Annotated in this window: 17 protein-coding genes; all 17 read right to left on the minus strand. The window is 65.5% G+C overall.

Features of this window, described 5'->3' with window-relative positions; genetic code table 11:
• Positions 1–18: 18 nt before the first annotated feature.
• Positions 19–417, minus strand: a complete 399-nt coding sequence (locus tag AC1KAT_RS00460) for a hypothetical protein (RefSeq protein WP_480321658.1) — start codon at positions 415–417, stop codon at positions 19–21.
• A 5-nt stretch (positions 418–422) separates the two neighbouring features.
• Entirely contained in the window at positions 423–1,181 is a 759-nt protein-coding gene (locus tag AC1KAT_RS00465; protein ID WP_480321660.1) for a hypothetical protein, read from the minus strand.
• Between the two features lie 37 nt (positions 1,182–1,218).
• Positions 1,219–1,671: a hypothetical protein gene (locus AC1KAT_RS00470; protein WP_480321662.1), complete on the minus strand. Its 453-nt coding sequence runs from the start codon at positions 1,669–1,671 to the stop codon at positions 1,219–1,221.
• A gap of 3 nt (positions 1,672–1,674) precedes the next feature.
• A complete protein-coding gene (locus AC1KAT_RS00475; protein ID WP_480321664.1) occupies positions 1,675–1,962 on the minus strand; it encodes a head-tail joining protein in 288 nt (95 codons plus the stop codon).
• Positions 1,962–2,162: a hypothetical protein gene (locus tag AC1KAT_RS00480; RefSeq protein WP_480321666.1), complete on the minus strand. Its 201-nt coding sequence runs from the start codon at positions 2,160–2,162 to the stop codon at positions 1,962–1,964. The genes AC1KAT_RS00475 and AC1KAT_RS00480 overlap by 1 nt, the downstream gene beginning before the upstream one ends.
• 2 nt (positions 2,163–2,164) lie before the next feature.
• Positions 2,165–2,452, minus strand: coding sequence for a hypothetical protein (locus AC1KAT_RS00485; RefSeq protein ID WP_480321668.1), 288 nt, complete (start codon positions 2,450–2,452; stop codon positions 2,165–2,167).
• A 99-nt stretch (positions 2,453–2,551) separates the two neighbouring features.
• Positions 2,552–4,672, minus strand: a complete 2,121-nt coding sequence (locus AC1KAT_RS00490) for a phage major capsid protein (RefSeq protein WP_480321670.1) — start codon at positions 4,670–4,672, stop codon at positions 2,552–2,554.
• Positions 4,653–6,383, minus strand: coding sequence for a phage portal protein (locus AC1KAT_RS00495; RefSeq protein ID WP_480321672.1), 1,731 nt, complete (start codon positions 6,381–6,383; stop codon positions 4,653–4,655). The genes AC1KAT_RS00490 and AC1KAT_RS00495 overlap by 20 nt, the downstream gene beginning before the upstream one ends.
• Before the next feature lie 7 nt (positions 6,384–6,390).
• Entirely contained in the window at positions 6,391–6,951 is a 561-nt protein-coding gene (locus AC1KAT_RS00500) for a hypothetical protein (protein ID WP_480321674.1), read from the minus strand.
• Positions 6,952–7,189: 238 nt separating this feature from the next.
• Positions 7,190–7,951: a hypothetical protein gene (locus AC1KAT_RS00505; protein WP_480321676.1), complete on the minus strand. Its 762-nt coding sequence runs from the start codon at positions 7,949–7,951 to the stop codon at positions 7,190–7,192.
• 65 nt (positions 7,952–8,016) lie between these two features.
• Positions 8,017–8,739, minus strand: coding sequence for a hypothetical protein (locus AC1KAT_RS00510; RefSeq protein WP_480321678.1), 723 nt, complete (start codon positions 8,737–8,739; stop codon positions 8,017–8,019).
• Between the two features lie 10 nt (positions 8,740–8,749).
• Positions 8,750–10,117: a hypothetical protein gene (locus AC1KAT_RS00515; protein WP_480321679.1), complete on the minus strand. Its 1,368-nt coding sequence runs from the start codon at positions 10,115–10,117 to the stop codon at positions 8,750–8,752.
• 17 nt (positions 10,118–10,134) lie between these two features.
• A complete protein-coding gene (locus tag AC1KAT_RS00520; protein ID WP_480321681.1) occupies positions 10,135–12,189 on the minus strand; it encodes a phage terminase large subunit family protein in 2,055 nt (684 codons plus the stop codon).
• Positions 12,170–12,751 (minus strand): hypothetical protein, encoded by a 582-nt coding sequence (locus AC1KAT_RS00525; RefSeq protein WP_480321683.1) that lies wholly within the window; start codon positions 12,749–12,751, stop codon positions 12,170–12,172. The genes AC1KAT_RS00520 and AC1KAT_RS00525 overlap by 20 nt, the downstream gene beginning before the upstream one ends.
• Positions 12,752–12,885: 134 nt before the next feature.
• Positions 12,886–13,548, minus strand: a complete 663-nt coding sequence (locus tag AC1KAT_RS00530; RefSeq protein WP_480321685.1) for a hypothetical protein — start codon at positions 13,546–13,548, stop codon at positions 12,886–12,888.
• Positions 13,549–13,688: 140 nt separating this feature from the next.
• Positions 13,689–14,078, minus strand: coding sequence for a hypothetical protein (locus AC1KAT_RS00535; protein ID WP_480321687.1), 390 nt, complete (start codon positions 14,076–14,078; stop codon positions 13,689–13,691).
• Positions 14,065–14,370, minus strand: a complete 306-nt coding sequence (locus AC1KAT_RS00540; protein WP_480321689.1) for a hypothetical protein — start codon at positions 14,368–14,370, stop codon at positions 14,065–14,067. Before AC1KAT_RS00540 ends, AC1KAT_RS00535 begins: the two co-directional genes overlap by 14 nt.
• Positions 14,371–14,736 lie beyond the last annotated feature (366 nt).

Below are 14,736 nucleotides of genomic sequence, written 5' to 3' on the forward strand. Positions count from 1 at the left end.
CAGCGATGTCGTCGAGCGTCAGCTCGTCGATTTGGGCGAACGTGTACCCCGTGGCCGTGGCGATGCTGGCGTAGATGTCGCCCCAGTTCCATCCGCCAGCGTCTGCGGGGCCGGGACGTTTCCCTGCTGCTGCGCCTGCTCAGCGGCCCAGCGGCGGAACGAATCGGCGCCGAACACCTTGGCGCCCAGCTCGGCCATGTTGTCCAGATCGACGTGCTCGGCCACCTGGTCTTCGGTCAGTTCGGGGTGGTTGCGCTTGAGGCAGCGGTACACGAGCGTCGTGACCAGGCCAAGAGGGTCGGCCTCTTTGCCGTCCTGCATGTCCTGGATGCGAGGCCAGAACTCGCGCGAGGTGGCCGCGTTGAGCGACGGCATGGTGTAGGCCGTGGCGCCGAGGGTGACGGGAAGTCCTTTCATGGCCGTCACTCCGTGATGCACAGCGTGCCGATGATCCCGGCGTCGTTGGCGAACGCCTGAAACCCCATCTCGGGCACGCTGAAGTCGTCGTTCTTCGCCGAGATCTTCACGCCGTCGCTGATGCAACGGTTGAGCGTGAGGACGGCGCTCTGCCCCTGGTACGGCCCGTACATGTCGAGCCGGAAGGTCGGCGCGTAGCCCATGGGCAGGTTGGTGATGTTCATCTGCCGCGCCGTCGTGCTGGCCGCCGTGTAGCGGTAGTTGATGTACATCACGATGCCGACGTCTGCTGCCGCAAACGTGTACACACCGGCGGACGCCGAGTATTCGCCGCTGGCCGGCGCCGCTGCAACACGCTGCAGCGGCCGACCGGTGACAGAGCTGATGACCCCCAGGTCAGCCGACCAGGTGCCGCTGCTGGGCGGCGCCACCGTCACCTGGTGCGGGGTGGCGGGCACCGCGACGCCCACGGTGTCGTACACCATCGAGACAAGGCCGTTGGTGCCGGACTGGCCGAACACGATGGTTTCGAGGAAGCCGGCGCGGATGGAGGCGAACTTGGCTTTGCCGGCAATTTGGCCCTTGCCCCGGCCCACGGCCACGGCGAACTGCTTTTCGCCGTGCAGTTGCTTGAGTTCGAACTTGATGTCGATCTCGGTGTCTTGAAGCGTGCCGAAGAGCAACGAGGTCGGCGTGGCCACGGCGGCACCGGTCGCATCGGTCTGCTGCGTGCCCCACATGAGGGTCGAGCCAAAGAGGTACATGGTGGTCTCCTAAGAGGTGTGAAGCGGGGGCGCCAGATCAGGTGCTGGCGTCGAGGGCGTGGGCCCGGCTGAGGTAGGTGAATCGGTAGATCTGCGAGCAGTAGCCGAAGGGAACGTCGGCGCTTGCCGGTCGCCACTCGCAGCGGTCGCGGCGAGCGGGCGCGATGGCATTGAGCGCCGGGTCCGCTGCGATGAGCGCATGCGCCTGCACACGCACCGCGTCGGCCACGCCCTGCCAGTTCGACGCGCGCACGGGCACGGTGACCGCAACGCGCAGGGTGTCGCGGTCTTTGCCGTGCAGCGGCACGAATGGCCCAACCGGGCCACCCATGGGCTCGCTGTCCTCGTCGATGCACTCAATCAACAAGGCGACAGGTTCATCACGCGTGAATGCGTCCTCTCGGTCGCGGTAGACATTCGCGCCGGCGTCGGTCGCGGATGTCAGCAGCACCTTGAGCCGCTCGCAGATCTGCTCGGCTTTGCTGGGCATGGGTCAGGTCCGTGTGAGGGTGGCCACGGTGAAGGCGCCGTCATCGACCTGGCGCGGGGCTTCGCGGACAACGTAAGGCTGGCCGTTGACCGTGACGGCTTGCTCGCGGCGCAACGTCACCGCGTCGCTCGCGTACGTCAACAGGTACTGTCTGCTGTGCACGCTGGCACGCGTGAGGTCGAAGACTTCGTCGGGCTGGTCGAGCAACCCGACGAAGTCAACGCCACCCGCGCGACACGGCAGACCGAAGTCACTGACGAAGACCGATGCGAGGTCGTCATCGAAGGCCATCAGCCTTCGCCGGCCGGCGCTTCAGTGCCGGCTCCATCGGCCCCGGGGTCGGGTTGTGCAGGCGCCTGCACCAGTGCAAGACGGGTGGCGTGATCGCGCGCCACGTCGTCTTCGAGTTCGATCTCGTCACCGGCGTGCCGGTAGTCGCCAGGCCCGCGCAGCCAAGTGCCACTGAGGATTCGGTACTTCTTGAGCGCCATGGTCAGACTGCCGGGCGGGTTTGCAGGGCGGCGGTGAGAGCTGCCACCAACGTGGCCAGGTCGCCGCCGGGCGCGCTGACCGCGGCGGCGCGCTTGTCGGCCTCTTCTTCGTGCTTCTTGGTGGTGTCAACCACCCGCGCGTTCTTGTCGGCCAGCTTGGCGCGCTGCGAGGCCAGCAGTTCGCCGGCAACCTTGTCATCGACTTCGAGCACGCTGCCCACGTACGCGGGTTTCATCTGGCCCTCGAGGCCGGGAATGAACGTGTTGGAAACGATCTCAACTTTCTTCATGGTGGTGTTCCTTTGCGGTGCAAAAAGAACCGGCCCGGCAGGACATGCCTGGCGGGCCGGTGAATGGCAGGACTGCAAGGCCTGCTAGGAGACGGAAGGTCAGGTCGTCAGGGCGTCCTGCATCGAGCTGAAGCTCTGGGCGCGGCGCACGGCCACGTCGATGGTTTGCCAGATGTGCATGCGCACGATGCGGTTGGCGGCCTGCGTCAGTTCGTCAGGCAGCAGTTCGGCACCACCCCACTCACCGATCAACAGATCGGACCAGTTGCCGTGGAAGATCGCGGAGCAGATCGCCGCAGCCGAGCCCTTGGTGAGGGTGTTCGACACGTTGTTGCTCACGCCAGCGCGATAGCCATTCAGGCTGCCGAAGAGCGACGAGTCGTCACCCTGCATCGCCGGTTGCCAGATCTCTTGGCCGTTGGTGCCGCTGAACTTCTGCGTGCGCTTGAGGCGCCCCCGCACGCGGGTGTTGGTCAGGTAACCCATCGAGCCGAACGCAGCGTTGTTGTTGGCCACCAGCGATTCGAGTTCGACCAGGTGGTCCCAGGTCGGGGCCGCGCCGTTCGTGCCGCCCGGCACCGAGCCGATGCCCACCGTGTTGGCCAAGCCGGTGGGCTGGTCGCCCACACCGGTGCCGTGCAGCGCAACCAGGTCGAGCTGCGAAGCCATGCTTTCGATCAGGTCGGCGCGGACCAGGCCTTCGACGGCCGGCGTCGCCTGCAGCAGCAGGTCACGCGTCACGTCTTGGATGGCATGGGCGGTCTTCGGCGTGAGGGTGACCTTGCCGAAAGTCGCGTTGCCCTCGGCGCCCGCCGCGCCCTGCGCGACCCAGCCCGGCGTGACGCCGCCGGTTTGACGCGGAATCTCGATGTTGCCGACCAGGCCGCCCAGCACACGGGCACCCATGCGACGCACCAGCGACGCGTTGCGCAGCAGCGTGATGAAGTCGGTGGCCAGCAGGTTGGTAGCGACCAGGTCGCCGCCGGCAGCCGCCGAGAGGCTGGACAGGTCACGCTGACCGGTGACGACACGGTCGCCCACCATGAGTTGGCCCTCAACCACGCGCACGCCCGGCAGCGGTTGCTGCATGACGTCGAAGGGGAGGAAGTTGCCCTTGCCGCGACCGTGATAGCCGACCTTCTCCATCGCATCGCGCACGGCCTTGGCGCACTCGTGCTCGAAGGGCGCAACGTCTTTGTCTTTGTCGATCAGGCTGCGCATGTAGCGCGCGACCGAGAAGTTGCGAGCGTCGCGCTGCGACAGGTCCAGGTGGTCGGCACGCTGATCGAGCGGCTTGTCGGAGCCGCGCTTGTGCAGTTCGTCGAGCATCTGGCCACGGAAGGCTTCGAGGCTGGTGCCGTCCTGGATGGCCGCGTCGCCCAGAGGGCGCAGGTTGTGCCGGGTGGCCAGGGCGGTGATGCCCTTGGCGCGCTCTTGCTCGGCCTTGCGGGCATCTTCGCGGATCTTGTCGAGGTCTTGGGTTTCGATGGTCATGTGAGTCCTTGAAACAGGTGGGGTAACGGTTGCGGCCGTGGCCGTAGGGGTGGGGTTGTCCTCAGCGCCTCGCCCGAGTCCGACACTCATGTCGGCGGGGATCGACACCAGGCTGACTTCGAGCGGCTTCCAGTCGGTCACGCGGTACGTCTTCACGTCGCCCTCTTGCTTCACCAGCTCGAGTTCGCGGATTTCGTAGCCGACGCTCACGTTGACGCGCACGCCGTCTTTGGCGTCCTGCATTTCCTGCTCGGCCCGTTCGCTCCTACCGAAGCGAACGCGCGCGCGACCTTTCCGGTCGCGGCCGATGGAGGCACTGCGGACAACGCCAATCTGTGTCCATGAATCGTGGTCGGCGAGCAGGGGTGCCCGGCTCGATGCGATCCATGACATGTCGCACTCGCCCGAGGCGTGGCCGAGGATTTCGATCCCCCACCAGCGCTCATAGGGCGCTTCACTGCTGTACGAGAGATCGACTTCGCGCGTGTCGTCGTCAACCTCGCCAGAGCGGATTTCACCGGTCGTGTACTCGACCAGTTCGGGAACACGGTCGGTGCGCTCACCTTCGCTTGGGTCACCATCAGTGGCCGGCGCGGGCACTCGCGAGATCACGTCTGCGATACGCACACGCTGGCCGACCTGCAACGCATCGAGCGCCGCCTTCAGTTCGACACGCGCAGGGCTGTCAGCACGCGACCAGAACTGATTACTCTGACGTAGCTTCATCGTCGTCCTCTTCCTCTTTTGGTTCTTCGCCGCCGGCGTTTGCAGCCGACTCGGCGCCGGGCTTTGCCGGCTTGCCAGCGTCATCAACGGCGGGGTTCTTGTGAGCAGTGGCCGCCGCTGTGTTGAGGGTCACCTTCTTGTCTCGGGCCATCTGCTCTTCGCGGGCCAACTCGTCGAGCACTTCCTCGAAGTCATCGCCGTTCTCAGCACAGATGCGGGTGCGGCTTCGCACGCCGAGAGCGACGGCCTGTGCACCTGCCGCAATGTCTTTCTGCGGGTCAGGCGAGCGAAATGGCCGCGCAACAAAGCGTGGTTTGTTGAGCCGCTCGAACGCGTCGGCAGGCAGCCGCCCGATCTGGCCGAGGTCTAGCCCGAGCTGCAGCCAGGGCTTGAACATCGGCACGCTGATGTGTTCGCGGAACCACTGCTGCAACGCCTCGTAGGTGTCGCGGTCGCTGTTCGCCCCGTGGCGCATGGCCGACAGGTTGACGTTCTCGAGATCACCGGTCAGCCCGTTGTAGGCAAGGCCGACGCTCGAGCAAAAGGCCCGCAACATCGCCCGGATGAATCCCTCCATGGCGTCGTTCGGATAGGCAGGGTCGTAGGTAGCGAAGTCCCAACCCGGTGGCAAAACACCGAACGCACCGGGTTCAGCTTCTTGGTAGAGGTTGCCCTCCGCGTCTTCACCATCTGCGGCGGGCGTACCGTCCGCGGCAGCGGTCTGCACCGGGCCGCCTTCGACCGACGGCGGCTTGTAGAAGCCCATCTTGCTGGCGCCCTGCCGGGCACTGACAAGAGCAGCTTCTTCATACCCGCCGAGCATCGCCATGCGGCGCAGCGCGGCGTAAATCCAAGGCACGCCGCGTGCCGTGTCGGGGCGCATCTCCTCGACGAAGAAGCGGTGGATGATCCGGTCCGCCTCGACCCGACGATGCCGCACCACCGACACGCCGATGACATCGTCGCCAGGGTGCACGTTGTGGAACCAGTAAGCCACCGGTCGGCTGTAAGCGTTGCGCTCGACGCCCATGCGAATCGTGTGGCCCTCGGCGAGCGCGCCGTAACCCGGGTACGCGCCGTTGCGACCCACGTTCAGGTTTTCGTCGAGCAGGTCGGGATCGATCAAGCGCCAGGCCAAGCCGAAGCGACCGAACTGCCTGCCCACAAGCTTTTCGATGATCACCTCGCCGTCTTGCGCGAGGTTGTGCATCGCGGCGCGCTCGAACGCAGCGCGGCTGTACATGCCGCAGGCGCTGAAGGTGCCGAGTTCGCTGTGCTCGGCATGTGCGTCTTCGATGGTCTGGTTCGCGTCTTTGTCGAGCTGTGCCAAGCCGTCGATGCGGCGGGTCTTGTAGATCTTCATTTGAAGATCGAAGCCACGCGGACCGACCACGTTGTTGCGAAGCAGCTGCAGGAAGCGCTTCACATACTCGTTGTCTTTCGCCAATTGGCGAGACCGCATGCGCATGGTGCGCAGCGACATGCGCACTTCAGCGTTGCCCGAGACAAAGCCGGTGACGCTCATCAGGTCGGCCACCAGGCGGTCGTTGCTTGCGGCCATGTAGCCGCGCAGCGCACGCCCGGAGCGGCCGGGTGCCAGCACCGAGAGGGTGGGCTCACGACGCCAGTCGCCGGCAGGCCCTGCGCCAATCGAGCGCGCAGGGGTGCCCCGCCTGCCGACCAGATCGGCAAGAAAGTCCATCAGTGGCATGGGTGTTTCAGCGTGGGCGCGTAAAGCGCGTGAGGATTCGGTTCTTCGGGCGGAAGCCCTTGGAGAGGTTCAGGTCGTTCTTCTCGCGCTGGACCTGCGCTTCCCAGAAATTGATCTTCTGGATGATCTCGGTCTCGCTGTTGAACTCCATCTCGCGCTGGCCGATCTTGTAGCGACGCTGCTGTCCTCGGGTGGTGTCCCACCGCGCCTTGGCGACATAGAGGTCATCGAGCGTGCGCTGTGCGAGACTGCGACCGTCATGGCCGGGCCCGACTGCGCGCGGATCTGGCAGCACGACGATCTGGCCGCTGTCCACCGTGTAGGTTTCAGCGTCGCACTCGACCCAGGCCGTCCACGAGTAGGTGTCGGGCAGCCAATCCGACGTGGTGCCTGAATCGACCAGAACGCGGTGCGCGTCGCCCTCAGCCCGTGCCTGGATGTTGATCGATCGACCATCCGGGTCGCGTGGCACCAGCCGAAAGCGAAGCACCCAACCCGCATCGGCCGGGTAGCGCGGCGTGGCCGTGCAGAAATTCAGGCTGTCGCCTGCCACGAGCTGCTGTTGCATGAGAGTTCCTACCGAGGCGGGTGAGTCGGCGTGCGGCCGATGCGCGAGGTGCCGCCCGCTGGCCACGAAGGCAGAGGGAGCGCCGTGACCCCGAACCAGCGGCGTGCGAAGAAGCGCGGACCAAAGAAGACGCGACCGAACATTCGAACGGGCTCGCCTACAACGGGTACCGTGGTCGTGCCGTGACCGAAGAAGCGCGCCGCGAAATGGCGCGCCCCGAAGTAGCGGGGCCCGAACATCAGCTCAGGTCTCGCGCGACGACCGTGCGGTTGCCATGGCTGTCAACCGTCGCGGTGACGCGAGCCTTGGAGTCGGCCAGGTCGCGAAAGACTGCGGTCGATGTTTCGAGCCCGGACGCCTTGGCACCGAGCACGGAGTTCGACAGGCGAATCGACTGCCGCAGGGTTGTGGTTCCTTCGACGACCTCATCGAGCACAGCGGCGGCAATCTCTTCCTTCGTGCCGCCACCAGACTCGGCGATGTCGTTTGCGATGCTGCCGTGCGACGGCGCACCGAGGCGGGCCATGATGGCGCTCGTGGCATCGACCAGCAGCGACTGGTCGGCCGGGTCGGCCGGGAGAGCTGCGGTCTTTGCGTTCACGTCGGCCAGCAGTGCAGCGACGGCCGCCAGCGCTGCCGAGGTGGCGAGCCCGGTCACATCCACCTGCAGTTGCGATGACCCGGCCACCAGTGCGTCGAACACCGCTTCGGGCAGGACGATGAAGTTTTCCCACACCGGGAGAGCGCCAGCCTTGTTGACGCCGACTTTGAAGCGGCCCGGCGTGTTTACGTCGGTCGCATTCAGAGCGACATCGAAATAGCCGAATTCCAAGTGCGATGCGGCGGTCGCATCGTTTTTCTGCGCGAAGGCACCCGAGCCCTTGCGCAACCGCACATCGGCCTGAGCAATAGCGAGGCCAGTGGTCGGCGTGATGCGGTCGGTGGAAGAGATGAAGGGGCCGACGGTGATGGTCGTGGCCGTGTTGGCGCGAAGGAACATGGTTGGCTCCAGAGAATGAAAGAAGCCGCCTCGCGGGCGGCTTTCATGTGTTGGGGGCTAACGACTCAGGGCAGACACCAGACGCGCAGGCGCGGGCGCAGGTTCTGCGCGTTAGGCACGTCGGGCTCTTCGGTGGCGGACGCTTCTTCGGCCAGCAACTGGTAGGTCGTGGAGGTTCCCTCGTTCAGCATTTCAGGTGCAACCATGAGGAACCACCCGTTGTTCGACGACGGGTTGTTGATCATGTCCTGCACGTCTGCCACGAGCGTTCCGCCGGTGATCGCGTAGACATGCCCACGCGTGCGGTTGTCGTGGATCACGAAGGACGTGGTCGGGGTCGCAGCACGGTCGATTCCATCGCCACGCCCACCCGCCGTGTTCCAGAGAACGTTGCCTGCGCCGAAGTTGCCTCGGCTGGTCCACGTGATGTTGCCGCCCACGGTCAGGCGTTCTTGCCGCGCGATCCAAGGCGAAAGGCAGCGGTGCAGGTTGACGGTCAGCGCGCCGCCATTGCCGAGTACCTGGCGATAGCTGCCAACTGCGACCTCGATCTGCGCCGCAACCACCGTGCGACCAGCCAGCTGGGTCGCGATGCCGCCGAAGCGGCCAATCCCGTGGTAGTTCGAGACGGTGCCCGCATTGCGGATGGAGATGTGGCCGAAGCCATCCACGTCGCCATCGACGTTCATCGACGAAAAGCGGGTCAGCCCGGGCAGGTCTCCCGCGTTGTCACCGAGCACGAACTCGACAGGATCGACGCGAGACAGCAGGAAGCGAAGCATGTCCATGGTGTGTGTCTCAGCGAAATGCCCACGTGGGCGGCTCGACGTAGCGCGCGAATTCCGTTCGGCCCAAATGACCAGGCGGCGTGTTGCTCGTGAAGACCGGCGAACCGGGCGCGGGCCCGTCGTGAAACACCGTCACGTCGTCAGCCCACAGGGCCGCGTTCATCACCGTCCCGAGGTGCACAGAGCCCGGGTAGGTGTTTCGGTGTGGGAACGCAGCGATGCTGTTGCCCTCAACCTCAGCGGCGCGGTAGTAGCGCCAGCCGTGCAAGACGATCAGGCCCGATTGCGCGTGCGGGCCCTCCACCCCTGGGTACTGACCCATCGCACCACCGCCCTCGCTTTGCACGTTGCGAAGGATGAGCCGGCCTCCTGGCGTGCCGGTTCCGGCGTAGGCGGCATGCATGCGCCACGTGTGCTTGATCGGTCCGGTCTGGCCGGGGCCCAGTTCGGTGCGCAAGCGCGTGTCGAGCACTGCCACCAGGTCGGCCCCGTTCAGTCGCACCGGGTTCTCGTGACGCGCAAGCTTCGGCACCACGATGTTCGAGTTGGCCAGGATCAGGTTCGTGCTGCCGGGCTCGACGAAGAAGCCGCTGTTGGCCGACCGCACAAACACGCGCTCGACCAGCAGGCGCCTCGCCGAGATGCTGACGCCGTCGCCGTAGTAGGTAGTACTGCGCCCCTGCGTGTACAAGCCGACGAAGCTGCCGCCCAATAGGTGGACGTCTTCAACGAAGTTCTGCTCGGCACCGTTCGCACCGCGCCGGTAGCCACCGACCATGTACACGTTGTTGAACGTGCCGCCGATGACGCGCACGCGCCGTGCGTCGCCCGCGACCTGCAGGGCGTGTGAGTCGTCGGCTGGCGTGATCGTGACGCCATCAAACACCGCCTCGATGTCCTGGCCGGTGATGCGTGCCACACCGATATGTGCGCCTGGCGTCAGCACGATGCGCTTGCACGTGCCAGCGGCTTCTGCGTTGAACACTGCGAGGCTGGTCGCGCTGACCACGTTGGCCAGGCAGTCGGCGCGAGGTGGGGTCGGCAGTGTGAGGCCGGCGAACTGGTGACCGTAACCCGGATGGGAACGGATGGCCTCGACCTGTGTCTGCACGCTGTACGGTGCAGGCGCCTGCACTCGACCGCCTGCATCAGCCACAACGACGCGGCTGATGGTTCGACATCCATACGATGCGGGCACTCCTACTTCCACCGCCGCATCGGCGCACGCCGCCTCGGAGGCATGCGAGGACACCTTGCGGGTGCCGTCATACAGATCCCACGCACTCGGCGTAACGGAGCGAACCAGTTCGGCGGATGCCGCCAAGCAGACGAGCGAAAGCAGCACGACCGCGAGGCCGCGCACTTGGAACTTCTTCATTCTTCGATCCTTGTTGTCTATCGACGCCAGCCGTTCACAAATCCTCGGCGTGGCTTCGGCTTCTTTGGTTGAGCAGCCGGCGCTGGTCGCGCTGGCTCAGCAGCCGGCGCATCGGCCTGCTGCTTGTCTTCGACGTCTTCACGGTGCCGCACAACGTTCTCGTTGCGCGCTTCAGTCGTGGTGGCCGCGGGACCTTCGAGCAGGTCGAGCTGGCGCACGGATGCGTACAGCTTCTCGCGTTCGCGGAACACAGCCTCGGCATGGCGCCCCGACATCGCGTAGAGGTACGCGGCATAGAGGTAGACCTCGCAGTCCCACGCCTCGTTGCGCTCCGACCCCTTCACCCACCACAGGTCTTTGTTGCCGCGTTTGTCGCGTACCCAAACGCGGCGCTCGGAGCGCATCTGCTTGTAGTAATCCGCCTCAAAGCCGAGCGGGAAGTGGTAGAACCCACCGCCTGGCTTCGCCAGCTTGAGGCGCCCGTCGATCAGGTTCTTGATGCTTTGGGTGCCAAGCCACCGCAGCTCGGCCCCGCCGGGCACCGGCGTGCCACGCCAGGTGAACTCGTACTTCTTTGGTCGGCTGATCTTTGGCGCCTCGTATGACTTGGCGCCGCGCACCGCAAACCAGTGCTTGCCCCGCAGTTGCGCGTCACGGCAGAAGGCGAACACATCCTCGCTTCGGTGCCCCCCAGCGTCGATGGCCACCGCATCCACGTGCATCACCTGGCCGCTCGCATGGCGGATTGGGGCCTCGAGCAATTCACGCAACTTCGCCCAGGTCTCGGGCGCTTGCGTGTCCCCGTAGATCTCGCCGTGCCACACGCCCCAGCTTTCCTCTGCACGCCCGAAGGCGCGCAGAACAACGGCGAGCCGGTTGTCTTGCGTATCCACGCCCCCCATGCACACCAAGCCACCGGGCGGACAGGTCATCAGGTCGTATTGCTCAGCGCGCTGCTGCAGCTGCTCGGCACCGACCTCTGTGCCCAGCTTCGATTCGTAGGGTTCGCCGTCGTAGTTGTTGACGAACGTCTTGAGCTTCTCTTCATCGCCCTGTGCCGCCAACCACTCACGCACGAACTCGGGCCATGGACGCCAGCCCAAGGGGGCCGCGAGCGCGCTGAAGCTCAGCCAGCTCGCGACCCCCGGCGCCCCGACGGCCGTCGCTTCCCAGTACGCATAGCCCTGCGCCTTTGCGTCGGCCTCTGACAGGCCGCGCGGGCGCACGCGGTAGTTGCGTGCCTTCCAGGCGCTCTCGTCGTTGAGCGCCCCGCAGGACTCGCAAACCAGCCGCACGGCTTCAGGATCACCGTCAGGCCAGCGGAGCTGGGTGCGATGCAACACCTGCGCGTGATCGCAGTCCGGGCAGAAGAGATGCCACTTGCGCTGATCGCCACGCAGCACCTCGCGCTCGATGGCGCTGCGACCTTTGATGGTCGAGGTGCCGTCACCGTAGATCTTCGCTTTATTGCCGAAGTTGTCGGCACGCTTGCGTGTCAGATCGATGACGTGGCCCTGCTGGCCGAGGGTGTCCGGGTACTCGTCGGGTTCTTCGAACTTGATGTAGCGAATGGTCGCTGACTTCAGCGCGCCCACACGGTTCGCACCGACGAGGCGCATCACGCCGCCGGGATACTTCTTTCGTCGTTTTGTGTTGCCACTTCCTTTCTCTTCTGGCGGCCGGATGCGCCGCCGCAGTTCGCGCGTCCCCTTGCGCATTGGCTCAAAGCGCTGAGCCTCCCATTGGTCGGCATCGGCCAGGGTCGGGAAGACAACGAGCAGCGAGCCCGCCGCGTTGCAGATCCACGCGCCGATCAGGTTTTCGCCGGTGACTGAGCCACCGACCTGGTGGGGCTTCATCCACCAGCCCTCGCGCCACGGCGACCCTGGTGACATCGTGCGCTGGATGTCGATCAGGTAAGGCGTGCGGCCGTTCCGGTACGGACCCGGCTCGGGTGTGTCCTCGGGCAACACACGGTTGTCTTCGGACCACTGATCAACCCACACCTTGCGGTCAGGGCGCAGCGCATTGGCAATTGCCAGTCGCACGCGGTCAATCGGCTTCGTCGTCATCGAGATCGTCTGCGTCCTGCATCACGCCACGCGTCAGCACGGTGTCGGCGAAGGTCTGGAGCACACCCGAGATCTCACCCTCGATCAGCTGCTCGATCCGAAGCGCGTCGGTCTCGGCCGCGCACGCATGCTTGATCCGTGCACCCACGTTGCCGAGCGAGTCCCGCAGTGCCCGGAACTCGGTGAAGCGCATGCGCGCCACCTCATCACGATCCACCAGCTGGCCCCGCAGTTGATCCAGTTCGAGTTGCGCTCGCTCCGCGTTGATGCGCTCGCGGGTCGCGCGATGCTCGCGGTACGCAGCGTTGTGCTCGTCGGCGCTCGGGTCCGCCTCTGCCTCAGGTGGCTCGTCGCCGACGAGCCCCGTCTCTGCTGCAGGCGCCTGCAGCGGACGGTCGATACGCCCACCTTTGACGCGCGCCATGTCCAGGTTCGCCAAGCGCCAGGCGCGAGCCGCACCGGCATCCGTCATCGGCATGCCGGCCTGGGCGTCGCGGTCAACCTGACTCTTCGAGACGCCGAGCGCGAGTGCCATCGCTCGAATGCTCAGCTTCTTCGTCACCGCCTCGCCCTTGTCCCGTGTCCCTGTCCCTGTGTCCCGCTGTCCCTATAACTTGGAACCCACAGACCACACGCAAAACGTGCCGCGAATGACCCTCGTGGCGAGGCCCCCTGGGGGGGACCCGTTCAGTTCGGTCACCGTGCCGAGGCGATGGCCTCTGCCCACGCCCGGTCGAGGTTGCCCTCGAACTCCCGTTCGGTCAGCCGACGTGCGATGCCATAGAAGTCGAAGCGCCGCTGATAGGTGGCGTTCGTTCGGGGGAACAACACCACTGGCACCAGGCGCTGCTGGCCTGCGGCCGTCACACGCTTGTAGATGCCGGCGGGCCGACCATCCCCCGGCTCGCCGTAGAAGAGTTCTGCCTTGCTGCTCACACCGAAGCGGCGGCCTTGGGCCTTCGTCAGCTTCTTTCCTGCCCTCGCCTTCTCAACCATCCGGCGGATCGCGCCCGCCGGCAGATTGCCCGATTCATTCAGCTCGACCACCGCAGGAAGCCGCAGGGCAACGCGCTTCGGTGCCCGCACCCCACCATGCACCTGATAGCCCAGGTATTCAGCCTGCTTGTCTTTCACACCGACCGAAGCCGACAGGTCGGTTTTGCGAGCAGGCGTCATGTAGAAGCCCGCCTTGGTGAACGAGGTGGGCCGATCAAGCACCGACTCGACCTCGCTGGGCATCGCCTTCTGCACCAGTCGCATGGTCATCGTCAACGCCTTGGCACACGCGAACTGGAACTGCGGGTGCATCCGGTCAGCGTCCTTGATCACATCGCCGATGTTGCTGTGCGAATCGAACACGGAAGCCCCAAATGAAAAGCCCCGCCGGGGTGACCGCAGCGGGGCTGTAAGAACGATCAACTGTGGGTGAACACAGCAATCGCTCAGCGTGCCTGAAATGTACCTATTCGGCGAAAAGAGTAAAACTCCCTCGCCCTGCCCTACTGCCTCCCCAGCAGCCCCGCCAGCACTGCGTCTGCGGCCTCAAGCCTCACCTGCACGGCACGCCGACCAATCACCATGCGAAGCGCGATCTCTTCGGTGGACATCGGCCGGCGCCTCGATTGCCGTGCCTGCGGGTCACCGAGGTAGTGACACTGGATGACCAACCACAAGTCGCTGCGGACCACACGCATCGACTCGACCGCCTCATGCGTGCGCGATGCGTCAATTGAATCGGTCGGCACCTTGGGCCCCTCGGACGGCCCTTCGACCGCTGCCCATCGCGCGAACGGCGACTGCCTCGGAAAACCCGTCGCCCCGCACTCCCGCTCAGACGCCCAACGCGCCCAGTTCTCGAGCTTCGCCCTGATCCATTCAATGCGCGCCATCGGCCCCTCCCTTGATCGCCTGGTCGGCACCCCACAGCACCACTGACTTGCAGTTGAACTGCACCATGCACCCCGCGACCTCGTCGGTGAAGTTGCGCACCGAGAACGGCGTGCCCACTACGCGCCCGGCCTCGACCGCATAGAACATGTTCGGCTCCCCTGCGATGGCCTTGCGCACTGCGCTGTAGGCCTCGCGGCCGATCTGCTTTGCCTTCGCGTGAATCGACGCGTAGGTCTGTGGCATGTGGGTCTTGATCACTTGCACCACCGCCTCGATTTCCGTCCGGTCCATCTGCCGACCTGCTGCCCGGTCCATACGTCCACCCTTTCTTACTGATCTCATGACACACACACAAGCTCGCCCGCGCGCGTGTGCACACGCGCCCCCAGATGCCCGCGCCCGCATTCAGGCGCTGGTTCAAAGGGGGCGAGGGCAATGCAGCGGCTTCAACTGCCCCTTTTCGGAATGGCAGCCGTGCCGTGTGCTCCATGGGTAGCCTGGACGCGTGGACGGCGAGTCCACGCGGCCGAGCCGCCTCGTGATGGCTTCGTCTACGTCATAGGTGCGTGCAGCGACCTACCCGCCACAGCGCCGCAACGAGGGCCGCGAATCGCGCCTCCCGCACCCGTTGCTCGCTGTCGCGTATCGAGAGCCCTG

It is taken from the genome of Piscinibacter sp. PDB5-1, assembly GCF_056676035.1.

Bases quoted from the DNA above. Each gene is read 5' to 3' on its own strand.
- AC1KAT_RS00470 (WP_480321662.1), bottom strand. From the start codon at position 1,671: ATGCCCAGCAAAGCCGAGCAGATCTGCGAGCGGCTCAAGGTGCTGCTG.
- AC1KAT_RS00490 (WP_480321670.1), bottom strand. From the start codon at position 4,672: ATGAAGCTACGTCAGAGTAATCAGTTCTGGTCGCGTGCTGACAGCCCT.
- AC1KAT_RS00505 (WP_480321676.1), bottom strand. From the start codon at position 7,951: ATGTTCCTTCGCGCCAACACGGCCACGACCATCACCGTCGGCCCCTTC.
- AC1KAT_RS00480 (WP_480321666.1), bottom strand. From the start codon at position 2,162: ATGGCGCTCAAGAAGTACCGAATCCTCAGTGGCACTTGGCTGCGCGGG.
- AC1KAT_RS00485 (WP_480321668.1), bottom strand. From the start codon at position 2,452: ATGAAGAAAGTTGAGATCGTTTCCAACACGTTCATTCCCGGCCTCGAG.
- AC1KAT_RS00510 (WP_480321678.1), bottom strand. From the start codon at position 8,739: ATGGACATGCTTCGCTTCCTGCTGTCTCGCGTCGATCCTGTCGAGTTC.
- AC1KAT_RS00520 (WP_480321681.1), bottom strand. From the start codon at position 12,189: ATGACGACGAAGCCGATTGACCGCGTGCGACTGGCAATTGCCAATGCG.
- AC1KAT_RS00515 (WP_480321679.1), bottom strand. From the start codon at position 10,117: ATGAAGAAGTTCCAAGTGCGCGGCCTCGCGGTCGTGCTGCTTTCGCTC.
- AC1KAT_RS00540 (WP_480321689.1), bottom strand. From the start codon at position 14,370: ATGGACCGGACGGAAATCGAGGCGGTGGTGCAAGTGATCAAGACCCAC.
- AC1KAT_RS00465 (WP_480321660.1), bottom strand. From the start codon at position 1,181: ATGTACCTCTTTGGCTCGACCCTCATGTGGGGCACGCAGCAGACCGAT.
- AC1KAT_RS00495 (WP_480321672.1), bottom strand. From the start codon at position 6,383: ATGCCACTGATGGACTTTCTTGCCGATCTGGTCGGCAGGCGGGGCACC.
- AC1KAT_RS00500 (WP_480321674.1), bottom strand. From the start codon at position 6,951: ATGCAACAGCAGCTCGTGGCAGGCGACAGCCTGAATTTCTGCACGGCC.
- AC1KAT_RS00475 (WP_480321664.1), bottom strand. From the start codon at position 1,962: ATGGCCTTCGATGACGACCTCGCATCGGTCTTCGTCAGTGACTTCGGT.
- AC1KAT_RS00460 (WP_480321658.1), bottom strand. From the start codon at position 417: ATGAAAGGACTTCCCGTCACCCTCGGCGCCACGGCCTACACCATGCCG.
- AC1KAT_RS00535 (WP_480321687.1), bottom strand. From the start codon at position 14,078: ATGGCGCGCATTGAATGGATCAGGGCGAAGCTCGAGAACTGGGCGCGT.